Annotated in this window: 20 protein-coding genes; 6 read left to right on the top strand and 14 right to left on the bottom strand. The window is 42.5% G+C overall.

Annotated elements, in window-relative coordinates:
• Positions 1-70 precede the first annotated feature (70 nt).
• Together EFT72_RS04860 and EFT72_RS04855 are read right to left on the bottom strand one after the other, a co-directional pair.
• On the bottom strand, positions 71-754 hold the full coding sequence (locus EFT72_RS04860) for a GTP pyrophosphokinase family protein (protein WP_124065786.1): 684 nt from the start codon (positions 752-754) through the stop codon (positions 71-73).
• 130 nt (positions 755-884) lie between these two features.
• Complete coding sequence (locus tag EFT72_RS04855; RefSeq protein WP_124065785.1) at positions 885-1,793, bottom strand: S1 RNA-binding domain-containing protein; 909 nt, start codon at positions 1,791-1,793, stop codon at positions 885-887.
• Positions 1,794-1,966: 173 nt separating this feature from the next.
• On the opposite strand from EFT72_RS04855, the gene EFT72_RS04850 reads away from it, so the two are divergent.
• The 5 genes from EFT72_RS04850 (at position 1,967) to rbr (ending at position 5,353) form a co-directional block, all read left to right on the top strand.
• Positions 1,967-2,686 carry a phosphatase gene (locus EFT72_RS04850; protein ID WP_124065784.1) on the top strand — a complete coding sequence of 240 codons (720 nt, stop codon included), beginning with the start codon at positions 1,967-1,969 and terminating at the stop codon, positions 2,684-2,686.
• Between the two features lie 2 nt (positions 2,687-2,688).
• The gene (locus tag EFT72_RS04845) at positions 2,689-3,639 is read left to right on the top strand and encodes a LysR family transcriptional regulator (RefSeq protein ID WP_124065783.1); all 951 of its coding nucleotides are present in this window, start codon (positions 2,689-2,691) and stop codon (positions 3,637-3,639) included.
• Positions 3,640-3,723: 84 nt separating this feature from the next.
• Positions 3,724-4,116 carry a transcriptional repressor gene (locus tag EFT72_RS04840; protein ID WP_124065782.1) on the top strand — a complete coding sequence of 131 codons (393 nt, stop codon included), beginning with the start codon at positions 3,724-3,726 and terminating at the stop codon, positions 4,114-4,116.
• Between the two features lie 113 nt (positions 4,117-4,229).
• Positions 4,230-4,775 (top strand): NADH peroxidase, encoded by a 546-nt coding sequence (locus EFT72_RS04835; protein WP_124065781.1) that lies wholly within the window; start codon positions 4,230-4,232, stop codon positions 4,773-4,775.
• Positions 4,776-4,816: 41 nt separating this feature from the next.
• Complete coding sequence (gene rbr, locus EFT72_RS04830) at positions 4,817-5,353, top strand: rubrerythrin (protein ID WP_124065780.1); 537 nt, start codon at positions 4,817-4,819, stop codon at positions 5,351-5,353.
• Between the two features lie 45 nt (positions 5,354-5,398).
• On the opposite strand, the gene EFT72_RS04825 is transcribed toward rbr, so the two are convergent.
• From EFT72_RS04825 to EFT72_RS04770, 12 genes are all read right to left on the bottom strand, one after another.
• The gene (locus EFT72_RS04825) at positions 5,399-5,992 is read right to left on the bottom strand and encodes a hypothetical protein (protein ID WP_124065779.1); all 594 of its coding nucleotides are present in this window, start codon (positions 5,990-5,992) and stop codon (positions 5,399-5,401) included.
• Between the two features lie 14 nt (positions 5,993-6,006).
• On the bottom strand, positions 6,007-8,430 hold the full coding sequence (locus EFT72_RS04820) for a glycoside hydrolase family 3 C-terminal domain-containing protein (RefSeq protein WP_124065778.1): 2,424 nt from the start codon (positions 8,428-8,430) through the stop codon (positions 6,007-6,009).
• Between the two features lie 25 nt (positions 8,431-8,455).
• Positions 8,456-11,344, bottom strand: coding sequence for a glycoside hydrolase family 3 protein (locus EFT72_RS04815; protein ID WP_124065777.1), 2,889 nt, complete (start codon positions 11,342-11,344; stop codon positions 8,456-8,458).
• 165 nt (positions 11,345-11,509) lie between these two features.
• Positions 11,510-12,817, bottom strand: coding sequence for an ATP-binding protein (locus tag EFT72_RS04810; RefSeq protein WP_124065776.1), 1,308 nt, complete (start codon positions 12,815-12,817; stop codon positions 11,510-11,512).
• On the bottom strand, positions 12,814-13,524 hold the full coding sequence (locus tag EFT72_RS04805) for a LytTR family DNA-binding domain-containing protein (RefSeq protein ID WP_124065775.1): 711 nt from the start codon (positions 13,522-13,524) through the stop codon (positions 12,814-12,816). The genes EFT72_RS04810 and EFT72_RS04805 overlap by 4 nt, the downstream gene beginning before the upstream one ends.
• A gap of 102 nt (positions 13,525-13,626) precedes the next feature.
• A complete protein-coding gene (locus EFT72_RS04800; RefSeq protein WP_124065774.1) occupies positions 13,627-14,526 on the bottom strand; it encodes a fumarylacetoacetate hydrolase family protein in 900 nt (299 codons plus the stop codon).
• 12 nt (positions 14,527-14,538) lie between these two features.
• The gene (locus tag EFT72_RS04795) at positions 14,539-15,099 is read right to left on the bottom strand and encodes a glycerol-3-phosphate responsive antiterminator (protein ID WP_124065773.1); all 561 of its coding nucleotides are present in this window, start codon (positions 15,097-15,099) and stop codon (positions 14,539-14,541) included.
• 161 nt (positions 15,100-15,260) lie between these two features.
• Entirely contained in the window at positions 15,261-15,626 is a 366-nt protein-coding gene (locus tag EFT72_RS04790; protein ID WP_124065772.1) for a DUF1667 domain-containing protein, read from the bottom strand.
• Between the two features lies 1 nt (position 15,627).
• Positions 15,628-16,893, bottom strand: a complete 1,266-nt coding sequence (locus tag EFT72_RS04785; RefSeq protein ID WP_124065771.1) for an FAD-dependent oxidoreductase — start codon at positions 16,891-16,893, stop codon at positions 15,628-15,630.
• 13 nt (positions 16,894-16,906) lie between these two features.
• Positions 16,907-18,343, bottom strand: coding sequence for an NAD(P)/FAD-dependent oxidoreductase (locus tag EFT72_RS04780; protein ID WP_124065770.1), 1,437 nt, complete (start codon positions 18,341-18,343; stop codon positions 16,907-16,909).
• A gap of 172 nt (positions 18,344-18,515) precedes the next feature.
• Positions 18,516-20,015: a glycerol kinase GlpK gene (gene glpK / locus EFT72_RS04775; protein ID WP_124065769.1), complete on the bottom strand. Its 1,500-nt coding sequence runs from the start codon at positions 20,013-20,015 to the stop codon at positions 18,516-18,518.
• Positions 20,016-20,206: 191 nt separating this feature from the next.
• Positions 20,207-22,813 (bottom strand): cation-translocating P-type ATPase, encoded by a 2,607-nt coding sequence (locus EFT72_RS04770; RefSeq protein ID WP_124065768.1) that lies wholly within the window; start codon positions 22,811-22,813, stop codon positions 20,207-20,209.
• A 176-nt stretch (positions 22,814-22,989) separates the two neighbouring features.
• On the opposite strand from EFT72_RS04770, the gene EFT72_RS04765 reads away from it, so the two are divergent.
• A complete protein-coding gene (locus EFT72_RS04765; RefSeq protein ID WP_124065767.1) occupies positions 22,990-23,472 on the top strand; it encodes an S-ribosylhomocysteine lyase in 483 nt (160 codons plus the stop codon).
• The last annotated feature ends 84 nt before the right edge of the window (positions 23,473-23,556 follow it).

The raw sequence follows: 23,556 nt of genomic DNA, 5'->3' as shown, positions 1-23,556 counted from the left end.
GCCCTTCTTTATTTTACAGATTAAAAACAGCCTTAATCGAATGGAATCGTTAAGGCTTTCACTTTTATGATCATTCATCTTCTGCTCTATAGTTCTCTGTTTCATATCCTGATTCCGGATGCTTTTCTTCACTTAATTCAAGGATTGCCTGATTTAGAGAAAACATCTTTTTATCCAGCATATTAACTACATCCGCACATGCCTTTAACTCCTGTTGGAGATATGCAGGGGAATTCCCTTCAAACTTATAGTATATCTTATGTTCAAGACTTGCCCAAAAATCCATGGCAACGGTACGAATTTGAATTTCTACCTTTGTCTCCACCGGTCCATCGGTTAGATAGATCGGGATCGTGACTACCATGTGATAACTTTTATACCCGTTCGGCTTTGGATTCTCAATATAATCCTTTACAAAAAGAACGGTAACATCACTTTGCTTTGTTATCATCTCAGCAATGGGATAAATATCCGATGTAAAAGAGCAGATGATCCGAATTCCTGCAATGTCGTTTAATTTCTCCACCATGTTGTCAATAGTGACATCATATCCATACCGCTTTAGCTTTTTCACGATGCTGTCTGGAGTTTTCAGTCTTGATTTTATGTGCTCTATGGGATTGTAATTATAAATATGCACATATTCATTATTAAGAATTTCTATCTTTGTATTAATCTCCTTTAATGCTGAGTCATACAAAAACATGACAGATTTCCATTTGTCCACCTGATTAAATGATTTGGGAATATTCATTCCACATCCCCCTCTCTTGCCCACCCAGTAAGAAGTCAGTTTGACAGGGGTCAACGAAAATCAGCGGCCCCTGTTTCTTCCCATAGTATACCATAAAAACCTGATCTTTTATATTCTTTTTGCCGAGTTTCTAAAATTTTAATTCTTTTAAGAGTGCAGAAAGACCGGTTGCTGCAGTTCCTTCTTCTTGGTAATCAAACCCCACATCCACTGCCTCTTCATCCGCTTCCACTGCTTTCATACTAAGACTGATCTTATTGTCATTGAGGGCAAGTATTTTAACCGTTACGGTTTGTCCTTCCTTTAAAACAGCTCCTGGGTGTTTGATTCTTTGACTGCTGATCTGGGAAATATGAAGCAGACCGGAAAGACCATTGTTTAAATTAATAAAAGCACCATAATCTTTTATACTGTCTACGGTTCCTTCCATGACCGCTCCAACCTGGCATTTTGCTATCTTTTGTTTTGTCTCTTCGTTACGTTTCATAAGTGCGGGTTCTTTCCCGGATAAGATCAGCTTTCTGGTTTCTTCGTCTGCAGTGATAACGGTCACTTCTATGGTCTTTCCCTCATAGACTTGTAAATCCTCCACGTAGTCCGCTGCAAGCTTAGAAGCCGGTATAAATCCACGAATTCCATTTAAATATGTCACCACACCACCCTTAACTGCCTTCTCTATCTTCACATTACAGATGGTTCGCTCTTCCAGTAAAGACTTTAGATTGTCCCATGCTTCCAGATCACTGATTTCTTTTCTGGATAAAACAACATGACCTTCTCCGTCATCGGATTGAATCACCAATGCGGTTATTTCATCACCAGGCTGAACGGAAGCAAGAAGATCATAATTGGGATCACTGCTTAATTCTTCTTTGTAGATGAGTCCTTCCGCAAAATACTTTAAATCAAGACGGATCTTTTCCTCTTCCACGCTGATGACTGTACCCGTCAGCTGGTCTCCTTTTCGAATCCTTTTTAAGGATGCTTCCAATTCTTTCTCAAAATCCGCCATTGTCTCTGTTTTTAGTTCTTCGCTCATTCGTATTTCCTCCATTCATAAAATTCTAACTTTTAACACAAAATCTAAGTATATATTTAACACATCCCACCTGATAATTCTATAGTTTTCTCTGGAAAAGTATGTTATATTTGAGTTATATGCTAACATTTCCCTAGAAACATGAAACCTGGCAAAAAGAAAGGACACAAAACATGAAGGACATTTTAGACCTGCATACCCACACCATCGCAAGCGGACATGCATACAACACATTATACGAGATGGCAAAAGCCGCTTCCGAGAAAGGACTGAGCGTTTTCGGTTCCACGGATCACGCACCGAAGATGCCAGGAACATGCAGTGATTTCTATTTTATTAATTTTAAGGTTATCCCTCGTACCCTTTATGGAGTCAACATACTCATGGGTTCGGAACTAAATATATTAGATCACACAGGACGAGTGGATTTAAGAAGAGGAATATTGGAAAAACTGGACTACTCCATCGCCAGCATTCACCAGCCCTGCTATAAAGATAGTACTGTTTCCCAAAACACCAGTGCTTATGTAGGTGCCATAGAAAATCCATATGTCACGATTATCGGTCACCCCGATGACAGTCGATTTCCTTTCGATTATGATACCGTTGTTTCTGCAGCTGCCCAGAATCACAAATTACTTGAAGTGAATTCAAGCTCTTTGCACCCCTTAAGTTCCCGTCTCGATGCGAAAGAAAATTACAAAAAAATGCTGGAGCGTTGCATTCATTACGGTGCCTCCATTGTTGTAAACAGCGATGCTCATGTCGTGGAAGATGTTGGTAATCATGTAAGGGCTTATGAACTATTAGAAGAAATGAATGTTCCAGAAGAACTGATTATAAACAGTTCCATCGAACGGCTTATTCCCTATATCCCTAAGCTGGAGGCTTAATTATGATTAACTTTCTGAACCTGGAATATTTTCTTGCGGTCGCAGAAGAATTAAATATCACCCGAGCGGCAAAACAGCTTTTTATTTCACAACAGTCTTTAAGCAGCCATATATCGAATCTTGAAAAGGAATTTGACGTACAGCTCTTTCACCGAACCATGCCTCTTACCCTAACATATGCCGGCCGTGCTCTGAAAATCCGGGCAAAAGAACTATTGGATCTTAAAGACGAAACGTACCGGGAACTAGCTGATATTAAGGATTTTACCACTGGACAGATCTCCATTGGTATCTCTCATACAAGGGGCCGCTTTCTTCTTCCTATTATCTTACCCGCTTATCAAGAAAAATTTCCCAATATTGAACTGAATTTAATCGAGGGAAATTCTTCTGAGCTTACCCATTCACTGATTCATGGGGATATTGATCTTATGATTGACCTTCTCCCGTTTAAGGTGGAGAATGTTGAGACAGTTCCTATCTGCGAAGAAGAGATTCTCCTTGTGGTACCCGATCAGATTTTTGACCGGTATTTCCCCGGAAACCAAGCGGAGATCAAAAAAGAACTGGAAGCGAATGCTGATATTACGCTTTTAAAAAATTGTCCTTATCTTCTAATTAATAAAGGAAATCGAATTCGTACCATTGCAGATGAGATCTTTGAGGATGCACAACTGACCCCTTCGATTCTTTTGGAAACCGAAAACATAGAAACAGTTCTTGCTCTTACCGCCAAAGGAATGGGAATTACGTTCTATCCCCGAATGTTTATATCTGGTAATTCAGAAACCGAAGGCCGGATTATGAAAAAAATGGGTCTGAACTTTTATTCTTTAAATTACACACGCAGTCACGGCGTTTTAGCCTTCGGATGTCATAAAGACCGATATCTCTCTCAGGCAACCAAAGAATTTATACGAATTTCCAAGGAACATATTTCTTTAAACGTATAAGAAGATTGACAAATTCATTCGAATCTTTTATTATTAAATAGTAACAATTATCACTATAATTATTATTTATGAAAAGGAGCGGCCATGAAAACATTAAAGTATAGCCGTCAGCGGGAATCCATTAAAGCTTGCTTAATGGCAAGGAAGGATCACCCCACTGCCGACGCTCTATACACCTCGATCCGTGAAGAGTATCCCAATATCAGTCTGGGAACTGTTTACCGGAATTTAAATCTTCTGGTTGAACTAGGGGAGATTCAAAAACTGACATGTGGTGATGGTGCAGATCACTTTGATGCGGACACCTCCCCACACTATCATTTTGTGTGCAAACAGTGCGGTCAAGTCTCTGACCTAGCCCTCGATCCGATTGATCATATCAATGATCTGGCTCAAAAACATGCGGAAGGTTTCATTGACAGCCATAAGATCTTTTTTTACGGAACCTGTAACAATTGTACGCAGAATAATTGTTAAAATCTCTTGACAAACGAATTTAATTGTGCTAAATTAATATCAGTAATCATTATTGTTTTTGATTTAAATTACTTAACTAAGAAAAAAATTAAAATATAAGGAGACATGAAATCATGAAAAAATGGGTTTGTACTGTATGCGGTTATGTTCACGAAGGAGAAACAGCACCAGAATTTTGTCCAGTATGTAAGGCTGGATCTGAAAAGTTTAAGTTACAAGATGAAGGCGATATGTCCTGGGCTTGCGAACATGAGATCGGAGTTGCACAGGGATCTCCAGAAGACATTATGAAAGACTTAAGAGCAAACTTTGAAGGGGAATGTTCTGAAGTAGGAATGTATCTGGCTATGTCTAGAGCGGCTCATAGAGAAGGGTATCCTGAAATCGGCTTATACTACGAAAAAGCTGCTTTTGAAGAAGCTGAGCATGCTTCTAAATTCGCTGAATTACTGGGAGAATGTGTTTCCTCTAGCACAAAGAAGAACTTAGAATTAAGAGTTGCTGCTGAGAATGGCGCAACGGCAGGTAAGTTTGACCTTGCAAAACGGGCAAAAGCATTAAACTTAGATGCAATCCATGATACCGTTCATGAGATGGCTAAGGATGAAGCACGTCACGGAAAAGCATTTAAGGGATTACTGGAACGCTACTTTGGTTAATAATCCGTCAACGATCTAGAAAAAACAGGAGGGTTTATACGATGTCAAACTATGCGGGAACAAAGACAGAGCAGAATTTAAAGGATGCATTTGCTGGAGAATCTATGGCAAGAAACAAATATACTTATTATGCTTCTGCTGCCAAAAAAGCAGGTTATGAGCAGATGGCCGCCTTATATTTAGAAACAGCAGATCAGGAAAAAGAGCATGCAAAGATGTGGTTCAGAGAGCTGCACGATACCTCAAATCTGGAAAACAATCTAGCAGATGCCGCGGAAGGCGAGAACTATGAATGGACCGATATGTATAAACGGATGGCTGAGGATGCAAGAGCGGAAGGATTTAAAGCACTTGCTCTTAAGTTTGAATTTGTAGGAAAAGTAGAGGCAGCGCATGAGAAACGCTACTTAAAACTTCTTGAAAGCCTAAAAAGCGGAAATACCTTTAAAGGAGATGCTCCTCTTGGCTGGAAATGCCGCAACTGTGGATACATCCATGAGGGACCGGAAGCTCCGGAGATTTGTCCTACCTGCGCTCACCCGAAATCCTATTTTGAAAGAAAAGTTGAAAATTATTAAAAAAGAAGCCAGTTCCGTTTTCGGAACTGGCTTCTTTTTCGGCAATCATGCCTCTTTGTCTTTAAAAATAATTCGGAATATTGGGAAGAACACCCAGAATGAAATGGCTGAATTAATCAGCATTGTAATCACATCTGCTATGGTCTCACCGTTTCCTAAAAGGTTGAACCGATTCATGAACAAATCATAGATCGGTGCTTTATAAAGGCCTTGAAGCGCCGCTGCACCAATTGTAATAATGATATAGGCAATGACATACCACATGGCTGCCTTTCGTACGCTATTGCTCGCCTTAAAAGTCACACTCCTTTGAAGGAAGAAATTAATGATTTGAGCGATGGCCATGGTGATTTCCACAGCTAAAAAATACGCAAGTCCTCCCCCACCACCCTTACCAATGGTACCGGCGGCATAATTAAAAATGTAGTATGGCGTTCCATCTGGATTTGAACCGATCTGTCCGATCTGGAAACTTTGATGTACCAGAGAAGTCGTCTCAAATATCGTTCGGAATACTGGCATTAATACCAGCTGTAATACCGTAACTCCATTGGATACGATAAAAAATATGATAAACTGTGCCATTGCGGGATGTTTGCCGTAAAATGTCTTCCATCCGTTCTTTATGCCTGTCAGCATTTCATCCCTCCTTCCTATTTGTCAGAAAGCTTCTTTTCATATGCTTTGTTTGCTTTTGCATTGGAAAAATACCCCCCAATGATTTTTTTCATTCCTTTTCGGAACCTGCCATTGACTACCTGCACCATACCTTTTGCCATCTCCATACTGACCGCACCGCCCGTCATCTTTGCAATCCCTCGAAACGGCATATTATAGATAAACAGGAGATTTAAATCTGGCTTTCCTTTTGCTTCACTGGCTTTTTTTAACTTGGTCAGTATTCTATAAATCAGTCTGGCTAGACGACTCTTTGCATAATACATCTGGCAGATGGCATCGTTTAATCCTAGCACTCCAGACCAGCTACCATCGGGAACCGGTTGCCCCAGCAACCGTTCAAATTCTTCGGTGGACACATTCCCAATCTGCCCAGATTCATAAGAATTTAACTGATTTGACTGGTAGGGCATTTGATCGGTGGTTCCTTTGCGGTTTAGACTCATACTCAATCTCAAATCAGCTACACTGGCACCAATGGATATCGTGTAATTGCCGCCTTCCTCTTCCCACCCATTGGTTTCTATATTCCAATACCGGAATGCCTTATCATCAAAGGGGATTTTAACCGTCTTACTCTCTCCGGCTTTTAGATGGATCTTTGCAAATCCTTTTAATTCTTTTTCCGGTCGAAAAATCGTTCCCTTTGGCCCAGTGACGTAAAGCTGAGCCACTTCCTTGCCGTCCCGTCCACCTTTGTTGGTAAGAGTAAAAGTAACCCCCTCCTTTGATAACTGCAGATCGGAATAGGCAAACGTCGTATAGGACAATCCATAGCCAAATGGGTATTGGACTACTACTTTCGCTGTATCATAATAGCGATACCCTACATAAATTCCTTCCCGGTATTCTGCATTCCGATCGTTTCCCGGAAAATAGCGAAAGGCTGGAGTATCTTTAAGTGCGATGGGATAAGTCTCCCCCAAACGCCCAGATGGATTGACTTCTCCGGTTATTACACGGAGCATAGCGCCTGCTCCCGCCTGCCCACCCAAATAGCCATGAAGGATGGAGCTGCAAGCGGAATGCCAAGGCATTTCTATCACAGAACCAGCACTTAATATTCCCACAAGATTGGAGTTCACTCCAGCCAGTGCTTTTAATAATTCGATCTGATTGGAGGGGATCTTTAAATGGCTTCGATCCTGCCCTTCGGATTCACTTAGTTCATCAAGTCCAAAACAGTAAAGCACCACATCTGCTTTGGCTGCCAAGAGAAGAGCTTCCTCTTTTAAGGACGCATCGGTTTTCCCGTTGCGCAAGTACCCTCTGGCACACCCCACCAGATTTAAAGAGGTCTCCTGGATTTTTGTTTCCATAGTTTCTAAGGCAATTGGATTGACCACTGAAGAACCTGCTCCCTGATAACGGGGGATAAATGCGAAATCACCAATCAGGGCAACCTTGCATCCAGAATTCAGCGGAAGCAGTTCCTCCTTATTTTTAAGAAGAACAATGCTCTCCTGTGCCGCTTTCCCCGCCAGCTTATGATGAGCGTCCTGATCAAACACCTTCTTATCCCGTTTCTGATTCTTGGAAAGGGTTAAAATCCCATCTAACAATTCGTCAACACGGGCATCTAGTTCTTCCATGGAGAGACTTCCTTCTTTTACTGCAGCTATGACTTCCCTCGCAGAGCCAAGGCCAGGAGATGGCATCTCTAGGTTGGAACCGGCGGAAACTCCTTTTACATGATCATTAGAACCACCCCAGTCCGTAATCACGATCCCGTCAAATCCCCATTCTTCACGCAAAATCTCCTTAAGAAGATGCTCATTTTCATTGGCATATTCCCCATTCACTGCGTTGTAACTGGACATAATTGATTTTGCGCCGCCTTCTTTGACTGCAATTTCAAAGCCCTCCAGATAGATTTCCCGAAGGGTCCGTTCATCCAATACGGAATTCACGGACATTCGAAGCTGTTCCTGACTATTTACTGCAAAATGTTTGGGGCAGGCAAAGACTCCCTGACTTTGAATTCCGTTCACATAGGAAGCCGCCATCTTTCCTGACAGATAGGGGTCTTCAGAAAAATATTCAAAATTCCTTCCACAGAGAGGACTCCTTTTAATATTAAGGCCTGGTCCTAGTAAAACGTTCACATCCAGAGAAGAAGCTTCCTCCCCCAGTGCTCTACCGATCTCCTCCGCAAGCCCTTCATCCCAGCTGTTTGCCACGGCCGCAGCCGTGGGGAAGCATGTGGACGGAACGGATTCGTTTAGTCCCAGATGATCTCCTTCCCCAGCCTGCTTGCGGATTCCATGGGGTCCATCGGAACAAAAGATCGAAGGGATACCTAGTCGGTCGATATTCCAGGTCTGCCAGACGTTCTTTCCGCTTAGAATCGCAGCCTTTTCTTCCATTGTCATTTTTTGAATCATTTCTTTCTGTTTCATCTAATTCCCTCCGGGCCGTCTTAAATTACTCTTTCCCCTCCGTCTGAACAGCAAAGGATACTTCATCTTCAAGCCTCTTTTTATAAATTCGAATGATTCTAATTTCCATTACTACAATTCCTGCTGCCAAAATTACATCAATTATGATTGCCAGTATCTGCCACATTAAGAATCCTTCTTTTGCATTATCTCCCTCATAGGCACGACTGTTTACCACGGTATACATAATATTTTTACTCGCTTGACGCATAAATTTTTGACTTGTGGCGCTGGTTTTATCTTTGACATGATTGGTTTCTGTATCATAGGCAACCAACATAGCATCATTTCCGTTTCGAATCTCCTGATCTGCATTCTGGAATCCATAACCACCAAAATAATCGGTGAGCACAAATCCACGAAATCCCCATTCGTCACGAAGCACTTTATTTAACAGGGTATCGTTGCCGCCAGCATATGTGGTGCCAATATAGTTAAAGGAGGACATTACCGCTTTTGCGTGACCTTCTTTTACTGCAATCTCAAATGGCTTTAAATAAATTTCACGGATTGCCTGTTCATTGGACCAGGTACAAAGCATACTGAGTCGATTGGACTCCTGATCATTTAATGCAAAATGTTTAATATAAGCATACACGCCATGCTTTTCTGCACCAATAACCGCACTGGCTGCCATCCGTCCAGACAGAACTCCATCCTCAGAATAATACTCGAAGTTACGTCCTGCAAATGCGTTACGGTGCGTATTCATTGCTGGTGCATACCAACCGGATACTTCCATCTCATCTGCCATTTTACCGATGCTCTCTCCAAAGGCCTCAGCAATGTCACGATTCCAGGTACTGGCAATCAGAACTGCGGATGGGAATCCGATGGAGCCGGTTCCGGTAAAGTTATTGTTAATCGAGGCAGGACCATCACAATCTACGGTTCTCACCTTATCAACACTCTTTGCTTCCGAGGTCTGGTATCCTCCGATTGCGACCATCGTATCCATGTCACTTAGCGTTAACTGGTTAAGAAGTTTTTCCCACTGAGGATCATCATAGGAAAGTCCCCGCATATCCGCAAGTTTAAGTCCGTTTTTCTCACCCGTTACTGGCATGATATCACCATCGTCATTATGAGCAGCTGGATCATAATTGCCGGTGTTCGTAAACATTTTCTTATATTTTTCCGGCATACTCTTGGTTTTAGGTGGTGCAGTAGCTTCTTGATAGTTTGCAAATCCATCGGCACGGGAAAGATAGGTTTGATCCCCGTTTGCGTCCTTAAATTGGTCTACTGCTGCCACTTTGTCAGAGGTTCGTACGTGTGATTCATCATACACCATCTCATTTGCTACATTATAATTCTGTTCTTTTATTATGTTGTGAGAATCGGTACGAATGGAGATTCCATAATCCCCGGACTCTAACACATAGCAGCCATTCTTATCTGCATCAAAGGATGCCATATCTTCTACCTGAATGGATACCGGTATGGTTTGGGATTCTCCCGGTTTTAAGGTATTTGTTTTATCAAACGTAATTAAGTTTGCAGATGCTTTTTCCACACCTCCGTTGGTATAAGGTGGATTGTAATAAACCTCCACTACATCCTTACCAGGATTGCTGCCAGTATTGGTCACATTCACATCAAACGTAATTGTGCCATCTGTTTCCGTTAACGGTCCCATCTCCTGCGTAAATGTGGTATAGGACAAACCATAGCCAAATGGATAAAGGACTGATTTCTCATAATTGATCAGGCCTTCTGCTGCCGCTGTCTCGTAGAAACGGTAGCCTACATAAATCCCTTCCATGTAGTTTACAAAACTAGGGATTACATCATCCCCTTTTGTTGCCTTTACTGCGAATTCATCCATATTGTCATAAGTAAAAATTCCAAAATTGTTAAAACTTGGTGTTTTGGATAGATCTGTAACAAACGTGTCACTGGTCTTACCAGATGGATTGACTTCCCCATTTATAATTTCTCCAAGCCCTTCAAACCCGGACTGACCAGTTCCAGGACACCAGATTGCACTTTTAATCTGGCTATAATCATTGACAAATGAAAGTTCCATGGCATTGGCACCATTGTAAACTACAATTACGTTGTCAAAATTGGAACACACCAGATCCATCATATTTTTCTCTGTCTGGCTTAACTGCAGGTAATGATCTCCTGATTCAAAATCTTTATAATCCTTAGAATTATCCGTATAAGTCACTCCACTGACATCCGTTGGAAGATCAGCACCTTCCCCACCAACACGAGTAATAACTACCATTGCCGTATCAGAAAATGACTTTGCATCTGCAATCAAATCACTGCTGTAGGAATCTTTCGTCGGCTCTGGCAATGTCCAGTCCTGTTCCCACATTCCTACGCTTGGGCGGTCGGCACGATATGCCGTGTAGAAGTCGGACAGTCCCTGATTTAAGTGAAAGCCTGCATCTTTAAGCCCCTGAAGCAAAGATACTGTCTCATATGCGTCAGACAAGGAACCCGATCCGGTTCCACCATAGCATGGATTGGTAGAAGCCCATCCAAATACATTTAGATTGGAATCGTTCTTTAAAGGAAGAAGGTCTGCATCATTCTTTAAGAGTACAATCCCCTCTTTTGCAATTTGCGTGCAAAGCACCGTAGCCTCATCAGAAGTTTCTTCTGAAATTGTTCCGCTTCCCGTTGCCAAAGAAATCATATTTGACATAGGTCCCCAGCAGATTAAATTCACAACGACGACTAAGGCAAGCAGCATTGCCATAAAGCTGTTGCGTTTAATAAAGTATTTTCTGGCCCCTTTTTGTTTCCTGCTCATCACCAATACGATAGCGGCAATTGCGATCACTACGGCCAACCCAATTAGATACGGCACACATAGTTTGACGATATTCATTACATCTTCCATGTTAATCTGTAACATTTTTTCATCCTCCTCCAAACATCTTATAAAAAAATTATTTTATTTTTTTACTTTATCATGATTTTGGCAGTTACAACTGCTTTTTGCACAAACGGTAGCAATTAGCGCACAAACGGCAGCGCGCCTGTCCCGTGTACAGGCGCGCTGCCGTTTGCTTTTCTTTTTTTATTCTTTTGGCAATGGGATGATAACATTTAGTATAAACCAGTTATCTTTTGCATCTATGGTAACCCAGCCTTTGTACTTTTTGACTGTGTATTTGATGCTTTTAATCCCATATCCATGATACTCTTTCTCCGCTTTTGTAGTGGCTGGTATATTATTCTCATACTCGATATCGCCTTCAAAATAATTTTCAAACCGCATGACAAGAAACTCTTTTTTAGACAGTACTTCTACATGAATCAGCCTTTTTTCCTTTTCTGTCAATTGTATCTCATACTCAATGGCGTTATCCAGTGCATTTCCAAGAATGGTACAAATATCCATGACATGGATAAAATTCAGAAGTTTTCCATCCACCACACAGGTCAACTCAATTTCATGCTTCTGACAGGTCATGCTTTTCCCGGTCAGTATGGTATCGACTACCGTGTTCCCGGTTTTATTCTGCGCTTCATATATTTGGATCTCACGTTCCATCTCATCCAAAAATGCCAGCCGTTTCCCAGAATCCTCCTCTGCTCTTAAAACAGCAATCTGATGTTTTAAGTCGTGGTATTTTCGATTAATCATATCAATGCTTTCCCCGGATTTTCGATACTGGGTATACTGGCTTTGCAATATGTTACGCATGGCCTCCAAATCGTACTTTACCTGCATCTCCTGCCGTAAGATGTGATAAGCAAAAAGGATGACCAGACCGCTTAGATCTACAAGAGTCCTTATGTTAAATATCTCCTTTGTAATCTGGCTGCTAAACGGAGAGTTTGCATAAACATAGCTTAAATTGCTGACAAAAAAAACAGTCATTCCAGTTGCAATTACAAAAAACAGTTCTTTTCTTGCAATGATTTCTCTGCGAATGTGCTTTTTTTCCAAAAAATGGATACCTCCAAAAACAGATCCAAATACTAGAACAAATAGAAGGATATTTAACCATACTTCTGTAATCTGCGTACTTAATACAGCGTTATAGTAAAGCTGCCATTCCAGTGATGCCACAAATTCTGCCAGAATAAAGGCTCTTACGCAATAATACCCAGCACTGCTTATGGTCATTTCACAGGCAGCGTATAAGTATGCCTGCATGGTACCGATTGCAAGAAGCATTCCAAATATCCACAAGGTTTTTGGAAAGGTTCCTGCTGCCTGCTGCACCACACATTGCAATAACAGTGCACCACCCATCAAAGCAGCCAGGGGAGGTCCTTTTAATTTCTTTTTCAAATTCCATATATAGATACTACATGCGGACCACTCCGCAATGGCGGTGTACACTCTTGGAATCTCCGTAAGCGCAATATGGTTCATGTCAATGCCCCTCCAAGATAATTGGTCAGTTCCTCCATAAATTCTTTTTTCCTGGTCCGGCTGATGGGAAGATGTTCCCCCTTTATGATCACACAGCCATCTTGTACCCCATCTACATGCTCTAAGTTCAAAAGATATCCTTTATTGCATCGAAAGAAGTTCATGTTTTTCAGCTTTTCTTCTATATCCTTCATGGCAGAAAATGTCACATGGTCTTCCGTTAATGTATGAAAAATCAGCCGATGCCCCTGACTTTCTATATAACAGATATCCGATAAGTACAGTTTAACCGTGCCTCCCTTTACACCAATCGCCATAAACTTCTTTCCATTCTGGTTTATGCGTCCAATCACCTTATATAAACGCTGGGAAAAAGAAAAATAAGAAACTGGCTTTAATACATAATCCGTTGCATTAACGGTATAACCTTTGATGGCATACTGAGCCATATTGGTTATAAAAATAATGGCAACCTCCGGGTCCTTCTTCCGGATTAACTGTGCAGCTGTCATCCCATCCATAAATCTCATTTCTATATCCAATAAAATAATATCGTACTCTGCTTTATAGTTTAGAGCGATCTCATCTCCATCTGAAAAAGAGAGAATGCTAAGCACTTCGTTTTGTTCCTTTTGATAACGGTTCAAATATTCTTTTAACTGTTCTACACTTCTGGTATCGTCATCCACGATTGCAATGCGAATCATCCCATCTATCCTCCCACTCCATTCATGCTAAAAGCTTACAACAATTCCATACAAAAGCTGCACAGAAATAGTTCAAAAGACCATTTCCGTACAGCTTTTTATTTAATTCACTCTATTTTTAATAAAGCCGATCCCTTCTACAATACATTCCACTTCATCTCCCGGTTTTAAGAATCTGGGCGGATCAAATCCCATGCCCACTCCCTTTGGAGTTCCGGTGGAGATAATAGCCCCTGCCTTTAGTGTCATTCCTTTTGAAAGTTCACTGACAATAAAATCAACGTCAAATATCATAAGTCGGGTATTGCTGTTTTGTCTTAATTCGCCGTTAACCTTAGACTGGATATCAAGTTTCGGTGGATAGGGAACGGAATCCACAGTCAGAATACAAGGACCCATTGGAGTAAATCCATCCAGACTCTTACCAAAATACCATTGTTTATGAGCCATCTGTACGTTTCGTGCACTGACATCGTTCACAATGGTATAACCAAAAATGTAATCCTTTACTTCTTGTGGCGGCACGTTCTTTGCATCTTTTCCTATGATTACTGCCAATTCCACCTCATAATCCAGACTATCCACCAGATCGCTATGGCTTAAAATCTCTCCATAGGGAGCCACTGTTTCGTTCACTCTTTTTGAAAAATAGACCGCCTGGTCCCTTTCCCCATCAAATACTTCTTTTTTAAATCGAGCAGATTCTTCGGCATGATCCATATAATTAAGTCCAAGACAGATGATATCCTGATCTGGAATTTTAATGGGGGCCTGAAGGCAGACTTCCTTCATCATCGCAGCTCCTACGATATTGTTGTTATAAGGATCCAAACCGGAAGCATGCTCTAAGAGATCACACTCAGACTGGCTGAGTCCCTTAATCACTTCAAGCATATCCTTATATTCCATACCGAACGCTCTGAGGGGAAAGACCCACATCTCGTCTTTGCTCACAACCCCGATATCTCTTCTTCTATCAACCTCGTAAGTAACTAATTTCATAAATTCCTCCTTTTATATGAACCATAACTCTTCCCTTGTGGTAGAGATTGCATCCGCTCCAGCACGAAAGGCTGCCATAATATCCTTTTTATCTGATATTAATCCGCCTGCGATAATAGGAATATCCGTATACGCCCGGATCTCTTTTAAGGCTTTTGGCATCACTCCGGGCATGATTTCGACCATATCTGGGTGAAATGCTTCGATCTGTTTTTTCGTTGTACTCATGGCAAGTGAATCAATGAGAAACGTTCTCTGAATTCCAAAAAGTCCCAGCTGCGCCGCACGCCTGACTAAATGTGTTTTGGTGCTGATAATCCCATCTGCCTTTGTATTCTCTTTGATAAAATCCACAACAACCTCTTTGGAACTAAGCCCTTGTGCTAAATCTGCATGCACCATGGCATATTTCCCATGATCTTTTACCTTCTGAACAATCGCTCCCATATTTAAGATGCTGCCATACAGGATAAATACGACCTGACATTCAGATTCCAGGCAACGTTTTAAGCCATACTCATCTTTGACTGCTGCAATTACCGGAGATGTCTCTAACAGTTCAATTGCCTTCATCTTATTCCCTCCGCGCTACACGATACATCTTACTCCACTGAAACAATCCAATTCTCCACGATCAAGAAACTCTTAAAGCTCCCCCACCCTAAACTCAATAAAGTATACCATTTTCAGAAGAATTATGCTATACATTCATATAAAAAGACTAATTTCCTATTTTAATTTTGTTTTTTTACCGCTCTCGTAGCGAGAATCGAAACTCCAGTTCCCGCACAATCCTCAAAGATCACTTCACCTATTGATACTGGAGCTGCAACCCGGGCTTTGCGGATTTCTTCCATACATGCAGTAATTTTATCTTTTGGAATGTCTTCCTTTGTTTTCACCGGAACCATGGGGAGTTCTCCCCCATTCACACGGATCGTTGAAGTAACGGTCCTCGTGGGATTTGTTACTTCCTTTTTTCCATATTCTTCACCCCTTTTACAGGAATTTCCGGTTACCGTGATTGTTTCCTCTTCTATCTGGACGGTAAGAGGACATCCCAAGGGACAACAGATGCAGATAAATTCTCTCTCTTTCATATTATTCCTCCTCCGTGCAGACAACGATTTGTTTGAGTTTTGGAACTTGATTTATCTTCTCTTTTTTTATGATAACCTGTTCCATCTCTCCTGGTAGCAGAACCTTTTTTCTCACATGAGACACCCTTTCTTCGTCAACGTATACACTGATAAATCGATCTTTGTAAGGCTTTGATACACGGAATCGAAGGATCACGGAATCTTCCATCTCCTCTATATTAAGAGACTGGGGCACGGTGTAACGAACTCCCTCCTTTGCCTTAATCGGGATTAAAACCCCTCGTGAAGCTTCTTTCCTTTTTTTTACATCGGCTGCGGCACAGGCCCCAGCATGCGCTGCCTCTTCGGATACATAGTCCACCAGGTCATGGACGTGCAGTACATTCCCACAGGCATAAATTCCTCTCACATTGGTTTCCAGGCGATCATTTACCGCTGGACCTCCCGTGCTCTCATCCATCTGAATCCCCGCTTCTTTGGAAAGTTCATTCTCAGGGATCAGGCCTACGGAAAGAAGAAGGGTATCGCAGGTGTAATGTTCTTCCGTTCCTTCTACTGGTTTCCCAAACGAATCCACAGCCGCCAGGGTTACTCCTGTCACCCGCTCTTTTCCTTGAATGTCTACTACGGTATGGCTTAATTTTAGTGGAATATGAAAATCATTTAAACACTGTACAATGTTGCGGTTTAATCCCCCAGAATAGGGCATGATCTCTGCCACAGCTTTCACGTTTGCCCCTTCTAATGTCATCCTTCTTGCCATAATCAGACCAATGTCACCAGACCCCAGAATTACCACTTCTTTTCCTATCTCATACCCGTCTATATTCATAAGACGCTGAGCCGTTCCAGCCGAGTAAATACCTGCCGGTCGATATCCTGGTAGGTTTAAGGCTCCCCTTGGACGCTCCCGACACCCCATGGCTAAGATGACAGCTCCTGCTTTGATCTGAGTCAGTCCATCGTCTTTGTTTATTATGGTGAGAATGTGATCCGTACTGATTCCTAAAACCATGGTATTACGCCGACAGGCTATATTCTCTTCTTCGACCATAGTAATATACCGAGCAGCGTATTCTGGTCCGGTCAATTCTTCCCGAAAGGTATGCAGTCCAAACCCATTGTGAATGCACTGATTTAAAATACCGCCTAAATATGGATCTCGTTCCAGAATCAAAATGGATTCAATGCCAGCTTTTCTTGCAGAATCTGCTGCCGCTAACCCTGCAGGTCCTCCTCCAATGATTACAATATCATATTCTGTCATCTTACACTCCTCCTTATCTTTTTCCGGTCAGCAGATAAGATCCCGGTCTGTTTTTTGTAATATCTTCCATCTTTTTGCCGGTTTCCCTTGCTAAAATCTCCATGGTTTTGGGGCCACAAAAGCCAGCCTGACACCGTCCCATCCCGGCTCGAACCCGACGCTTGACCCCATCTAGGGATACGGCTCCTAATGTCCTTGTCACCGCATCTACGATCTCTCCCTCGCTAATGCCCTCACATCGGCAGACAATGGTTCCATAGCGGGGATCTTTTTTTATGAGTTCTTCCCGTTCTTTAAAAGATAGGTTTCTTGGATCAATTGGTCCTTTCCTGGTTTCTATTACCTGTTCTTTCCTTCTGGCACCTGTTCTTTCTGCAATCTTTTCAGCCAGCCAGACTCCCACAGCAGGGGCACTGGAAAGTCCGGGTGATTCCATTCCCGCCGCGTCAAAAAACCCCTTTGCGTCCACAACTTCACCCACAATAAATTCATCGTGATCTTCGTGAGCTCTGAGACCAGAAAAAGAAGTGATGGTCTTTTTAAATGGGATGTTTTTTACTCCCCTTTTCGCTTTATCCGTAATCTGAGACAACTCCTCTGCGGTTGTGGCCGTGTCTTCTTTCCAGTCCCGATCCGTTGCTGTGGGTCCGGTCAGCAGATTGCCATGAACCGTGGGGGTAACCAATACTCCTTTTCCCATTTTCCCAGGAAGGGAAAAGATGGTATGGGAGATTAGTGTCCCTGCCTCTTTGTCCAGAAGGCAGTAGTCGCCTTTTCTTGGTGTAATATGGATCTTCTCTTCACTGACCATATTGTGGATCTCATCGGCATAAACACCGGAAGCGTTGACCACACAGCGAGTGCGTATGATCGTATCCCCAGCCATTAAGTCATATCCAGATTCTCTTTTTTTAATGGCACTTACCTGGGTCCCAAAGAGAAATTCCACTCCGTTGTCACAGGCGTTTTCTGCCAACGCAATCGTAAGTCCAAAGGGGCACACGATCCCACCTGTGGGGGCATATAATGCGGCGACCACCTCATCTGTAACATTGGGTTCCATCTTTCTCACTTCCTCTCCCGTAAGAATGGAAAGTTCCGTTACTCCATTAATTCTCCCCTTTTCATAGAGTGCCTGTAATGCCGGCTGGTCTTCCTTTGAATAACAAAGAACCAGGGAACCATTCCGTTGAAATGGAAAATCTAAATCTTTGGATAGCTGTTCCATCCTGCGGTTTCCTTCTACATTGAATTTTGCCTTTAAGGAGCCAGGGGCTGCATCGTAGCCCGCGTGGACAATGGCACTATTGGCTTTTGATGTACCAGAACAAACATCTTCCTCCCGTTCGATCACGCAGATGTCTAATTCATAACGAGATAACTCTCTTGCAATCGCACAGCCTATGACACCTCCCCCAATGATGGCAACATCGTAATTTAATTCCTTCATGTTCTCTCCTCCATTCCTATCATGACTTCCAGCATGTGGAAGCACAAAAAAAGAGTAAGGAAAACAAACGGATCACTCCGTGTCTCTTCCTTACTCTGTCGTCTCAAAGGTTATTATTTAATTAATTTCATGCTAACATAGGTATGCCCCAATTGTCAAGTCTCTGAACGATCTACTCCTCATCCTGGGACCAGGAAAGGGCACACTTGACCGCCCGCTTCCACCCTTTGATCCGCTTCCTCCTGCACTCATCCTCCATCTGGCTTTGAAATATATGAGAGGCCTTCCAGTTCTTTCTGATCTCTTCCCTGCAGCTCCAGTATCCGACGGCAAGGCCAGCAAGATATGCCGCTCCGATGGCGGTTGTTTCAATGCATTCTGGTCTTACAATCTGGGTATTTAAAAGGTCCGCCTGAAACTGCATTAAGAAATCATTGGTACAGGCTCCACCATCAACCTTTAGTTCTTTTAAGTGTATTTGTGAATCCTGTTCCATGGCCTCTATCAGATCAGAAACCTGGTAAGCCATAGATTCCACGGTTGCACGGATAAACTGTTCTTTGCTGGTTCCTCTGGTTACCCCGACAATGGTTCCTCTAGCATACTGATCCCAGTAAGGCGCACCAAGTCCTGCAAATGCAGGCACTACATAGACCCCTCCGGTATCCGTTACCGCCCTGCAATATTCTTCTGTCTGAGATGCCGTTTTAACCATCCGCATTTCATCTCGCAGCCATTGTACGGATGCACCTGCAACAAACACACTTCCCTCCAGTGCATACTGGATCTTCTCCTGATCGCTTGCTGCTATGGTGGTTAAAAGACCATGCTCGGATTTTACCGCCTTTTCTCCTGTGTTCATTAACAAAAAGCAGCCAGTTCCATATGTATTCTTCACCTCACCGGCTTCGAAACAGCACTGTCCAAACAGCGCCGCCTGCTGATCCCCTGCGGCACCTGCGATCGGAATCTTTCCTCCCATGACATCCGAAGATGTATAACCGTAGATGCAACTAGACGGTTTTACATCAGGAAGCATACTTTTAGGGATATGAAAATAATCTAGAATCTCTTCATCCCAGCACTTTTTATGGATATCAAACAGCATGGTCCGGGATGCATTGGTATAATCCGTGATATGAATGCAGCCCTTGGTTAGATTCCAAATGAGCCACGTATCCACGGTACCAAAGAGTAATTCTCCCCTTTCCGCCCGTTCTCTTGCCCCTTCCACATGATCTAGAATCCATTCGATCTTGCTTCCAGAGAAATAAGCATCTGGAATCAGTCCGGTTCGGTTTAAAATGGTTTCTGAAAATCCGTCTTCTTTTACCCGTCCGATTCGGTCTGACGTTCTTCTGCACTGCCAGACAATGGCATTATAAACTGGTTCCCCTGTTTCCTTGTCCCAGATAATGGTCGTCTCCCTTTGGTTGGTAATCCCGATGGCTGCAATGTCACTGTAGTGAGCCCCGATCTTACCCATCGCTTCCATTGTAACAGAAAACTGGGATGACCAGATCTCCATAGGATCATGTTCCACCCAGCCTGGTTTTGGATAAATCTGCGTAAACTCTTTTTGTGCACTGCTTAATATGCCCCCCTGCTGATCAAACAAAATACATCTGGAACTGGTTGTCCCCTGATCCAGTGCAATGACGTATCTCCCCATAATTCTTTCCCCTTCCGGCATTTTACTTGAATCGCTTGTTAAATATTTGTCATATCAAAGAAAGAGCCTTGGAAATGAACGGTTTCCCGCACTCATCACCTGGCTCTGTCATCTCTTAGGTTATCCTATCTATATTTCAATTATAATAACATTTCTCTAAAATTATGTCAAGTTTACCCCCTCTGATTTTCTCAGTGGAGACTCTCTCTTATGGTCTTAAAGGATTGGATTACTAGCGTTGGCAAAAGGGCAAAGATAACAATGGTAATCAGCTGCCTTCCGCTTAAATCTGCAACATAAAAAAGGTTGTGAAGTGTGGGGATAAAAAGCACGGCCCCTAAGAGTACGGCTCCGGCTTCAAATGCCATAATACTCCATAAATTACTCATGAATCCAATCTTTAAGATGGAATGTCTGCTGCGGCAGTTAAAACCATGAAATAGTCTTGCAAGGGTTAAGGTTGAAAATGCCATGGTGCTTGCCGCCGCCTCACTTCCGGTAACCAGCCCAGTATGATAAGCGGCCATGGTAAAGATTGCAATGAGTGCACCCTGAAGTAAGATCTGAAGTACAAAACACCGGGTTAGAATTCCTTCTTTTGGATTCCGTGGCTTCTGAGCCAGCAAATCAGCTTCTGCTTTTTCCATCCCAATGGCAATGGCTGGCAAAGAGTCGGTTAACAGGTTGATAAACAATAGATGGACCGGTGCAAATGGAGTCGGCAACGCAAGCAAAGAGGTATAAAGAACGCATAGAATCCCCGCCATATTCCCAGATAACAAAAATTTGATGGCGTTTCGGATATTTCGGTATACATTCCTACCATTGGCAACGGCTTTTATAATGGTTGCAAAATTATCATCGGTTAATATCATAGAAGAGGCATCCTTTGACACCTCCGTTCCCATTATTCCCATGGCAACTCCAATATCTGCCTGTTTTAAGGCTGGAGCATCATTGACTCCATCCCCAGTCATTGCCACAATGTTTCCCTTTTTCTGCCAGCTTTGCACAATTCTTATCTTATGCTCGGGTGAAACTCTGGCATAGACGCTAATCTGTTCCAGCCTGCGGCTTAATTCTTCCTCTGACATATCGTCAAGTTCCGGTCCGCTGACCGCCAGATCATCCTCTTCCAAAATCCCTATTTTCTCTGCAATAGCAGCGGCTGTAATTTTATGATCTCCGGTGATCATAACTGGACGTATGCCGGCCCGCTTTGCACTCAATACTGCATTCTTTGATTCTGGTCTGGGCGGATCCATCATGGCGGTTAACCCCAGAAACGTATATGCATTTTCCGAATCCTCTGAAAGGTTCTCCTGTTCCCCCATTTCCCGAAAGGCAAACGTCAAAACCCGAAGTCCCTGTGCGGAAAACATCATATTTTGTTCCAGCAAAGCCTGTTTATCTCCCTCTCCAAAGGGACGGACCCCCTCCCCCGTCCAGATTTTGGCAAGTCTTGGCAAAAGGACATCCAAAGCCCCTTTGGTAAACAATACATTTCTATCTTCCAACCGGTGTAATGTGCTCATTAGCTTTCGCCTGGAGTCAAACGGTATTTCCCCGATTCTAGGGTGATAGAATTTTACCACCTGATCCTCCACTCCTGCCCGTTCTGCCATTTGTATCAGAGCTGTTTCCGTGGGATCTCCCATAAGTTTCCCATCGGCATATCCGGAATCATTATTTAAAACCGCATTATAAAGAAAGTATTTATGTATCGGGATTTCAGGTTTTAAAAGTTCGGGCAGGTACAGTCGATTGTTTACATAAACCTGCTGAACGGTCATTCGGTTCTGAGTCAGGGTTCCTGTTTTGTCGGAACAAATCACCGATACACACCCCAGGCTTTCCACTGCCTTTAAATCTTTAATAATCGCATTTTCCCCTGCCATTTTTTGGGTTCCCATTGCCTGAACGATGGTAACAATGGAACTAAGGGCTTCTGGTATTGCAGCAACGGCAAGGGCAACGGCAAACATCAAAGAATCCAGGATTGGCATCTTTCGGTAAATACTCAAGCCAAAAACTACGGCACAAATCAGTAAAATCGCTCCTGCGAGCCTGCTTCCAAACTGATCTAAATTCACCTGGAGAGGGGTTCTTTTTTCTCCTGTTTCATTCATGAGGGAAGCAATGCGTCCAATTTCTGTTTTCATTCCAGTCCCTGTCACCACGACAACCGCTCTTCCTGATGCAACCATAGATCCAGAAAAAACCAGATTGGACTGTTCTGCCAGGGGGATTTTATCTCCCTTAATCCTTTCCGTATGCTTCTCCACATTGACCGATTCCCCTGTTAGAGAACTTTCATTCACTAGGAGAGAATAATTTTCTAAAATACGCCCATCCGCAGCCACCATATCTCCTGCTTCTAGAAGAAGAATATCTCCAGGTACAAGTTCCGCAGAAAGAATTTCCAGTATCTTTTTCTCCCGCAGCACCTTTGCTACCGGTGCGGACAACTCCATAAGACTGTCTAATGATTTTTCTGCCTTCTGATGCTGTACGGTTCCAAGAACCGCATTTAGAAGAAGAACCGCAAAGATCACCCCCATACTTTCCACATCACCGGAAATCATGGAGATCACAGCTGCTATAATTAGGATGATAACCAGTAAGTCCTTAAACTGGTCCAGAAAAACTTCAAAGGCACTTTTTCGTTTGGCTTTTTTTAATGTATTGGAACCATATTGCTCCCTGCGCCTTATAATCTCCTGGGAATCCAGTCCGTTTCTATTTGCATGAAGCTGATTAAGGACCTCACCCTCTGATAAACGAAACCATTCTTCCATTCTGACGCTCCTTCCTGTTTCTCCTACTATGGTATGAGGCTTTCCTCCTGTTTCATGAATCTTTTATTGTTGTAACTTTTGGCTTTCTCTTGCAGAAACTGCATTTTTCTATTATAATTTCACCAAACAGACCAATGATGAACAATCAATCATATTTAAATAGAAAGGATCTTCTTATGGAAAAAATAACCAGTTTTACCATCGACCATTTAAAGTTACTTCCAGGTATCTATGTCTCAAGAAAAGACAACGCAGGGGATTGTGTGATTACAACCTTTGACATCCGTATGACCCGTCCAAACTTTGAACCAGTGATTAATACCGCAGAACTGCATACCATTGAGCATCTAGGAGCTACGTTTTTAAGAAATCAGGAAGCTTACGCTTCCAAAGTCCTGTACTTTGGTCCCATGGGATGCCGCACCGGATTTTATCTTCTTCTAGCCGGAGATTATAAATCATCCGACCTAGTCCCTCTCATTACAGAAATGTATGAATTTATCCGGGATTTTGAAGGCGACGTTCCTGGTGCTGCTGCAAAAGATTGTGGAAACTATCAGGATATGAATCTAAATATGGCAAAGCTTCTGGCTGGTAAATTCCTAGATTCCATCCTTTACGGAATTGATGAAACGCATCTTATCTATCCAGAAAACTAAATCTTTCGTATTTTTTCTTTTATTTTAAAAAGGCCTCTTTTTTAGTCAGAGGTCTTCTTTTTTACTTTTTATTGATAAATCTTG

The organism is Clostridium sp. E02 (assembly GCF_003833015.1).
Lineage (GTDB): Bacteria > Bacillota > Clostridia > Lachnospirales > Lachnospiraceae > Lacrimispora.
This window is presented reverse-complemented; position numbering and strand designations above follow the sequence as displayed.

Coding starts and splice junctions, on each gene's coding strand:
- EFT72_RS04850 (WP_124065784.1), top strand. CDS start 1,967: ATGAAGGACATTTTAGACCTGCATACCCACACCATCGCAAGCGGACAT.
- EFT72_RS04810 (WP_124065776.1), bottom strand. CDS start 12,817: ATGAACCATATTGCGCTTACGGAGATTCCAAGAGTGTACACCGCCATT.
- EFT72_RS04780 (WP_124065770.1), bottom strand. CDS start 18,343: ATGAAGGAATTAAATTACGATGTTGCCATCATTGGGGGAGGTGTCATA.
- EFT72_RS04845 (WP_124065783.1), top strand. CDS start 2,689: ATGATTAACTTTCTGAACCTGGAATATTTTCTTGCGGTCGCAGAAGAA.
- EFT72_RS04820 (WP_124065778.1), bottom strand. CDS start 8,430: ATGAAACAGAAAGAAATGATTCAAAAAATGACAATGGAAGAAAAGGCT.
- EFT72_RS04860 (WP_124065786.1), bottom strand. CDS start 754: ATGAATATTCCCAAATCATTTAATCAGGTGGACAAATGGAAATCTGTC.
- EFT72_RS04795 (WP_124065773.1), bottom strand. CDS start 15,099: ATGAAGGCAATTGAACTGTTAGAGACATCTCCGGTAATTGCAGCAGTC.
- EFT72_RS04855 (WP_124065785.1), bottom strand. CDS start 1,793: ATGAGCGAAGAACTAAAAACAGAGACAATGGCGGATTTTGAGAAAGAA.
- EFT72_RS04805 (WP_124065775.1), bottom strand. CDS start 13,524: ATGATTCGCATTGCAATCGTGGATGACGATACCAGAAGTGTAGAACAG.
- EFT72_RS04765 (WP_124065767.1), top strand. CDS start 22,990: ATGGAAAAAATAACCAGTTTTACCATCGACCATTTAAAGTTACTTCCA.
- glpK (WP_124065769.1), bottom strand. CDS start 20,015: ATGGGGAGATACGTCATTGCACTGGATCAGGGGACAACCAGTTCCAGA.
- EFT72_RS04825 (WP_124065779.1), bottom strand. CDS start 5,992: ATGCTGACAGGCATAAAGAACGGATGGAAGACATTTTACGGCAAACAT.
- rbr (WP_124065780.1), top strand. CDS start 4,817: ATGTCAAACTATGCGGGAACAAAGACAGAGCAGAATTTAAAGGATGCA.
- EFT72_RS04770 (WP_124065768.1), bottom strand. CDS start 22,813: ATGGAAGAATGGTTTCGTTTATCAGAGGGTGAGGTCCTTAATCAGCTT.
- EFT72_RS04785 (WP_124065771.1), bottom strand. CDS start 16,893: ATGACAGAATATGATATTGTAATCATTGGAGGAGGACCTGCAGGGTTA.
- EFT72_RS04800 (WP_124065774.1), bottom strand. CDS start 14,526: ATGAAATTAGTTACTTACGAGGTTGATAGAAGAAGAGATATCGGGGTT.
- EFT72_RS04790 (WP_124065772.1), bottom strand. CDS start 15,626: ATGAAAGAGAGAGAATTTATCTGCATCTGTTGTCCCTTGGGATGTCCT.
- EFT72_RS04815 (WP_124065777.1), bottom strand. CDS start 11,344: ATGTTACAGATTAACATGGAAGATGTAATGAATATCGTCAAACTATGT.
- EFT72_RS04835 (WP_124065781.1), top strand. CDS start 4,230: ATGAAAAAATGGGTTTGTACTGTATGCGGTTATGTTCACGAAGGAGAA.
- EFT72_RS04840 (WP_124065782.1), top strand. CDS start 3,724: ATGAAAACATTAAAGTATAGCCGTCAGCGGGAATCCATTAAAGCTTGC.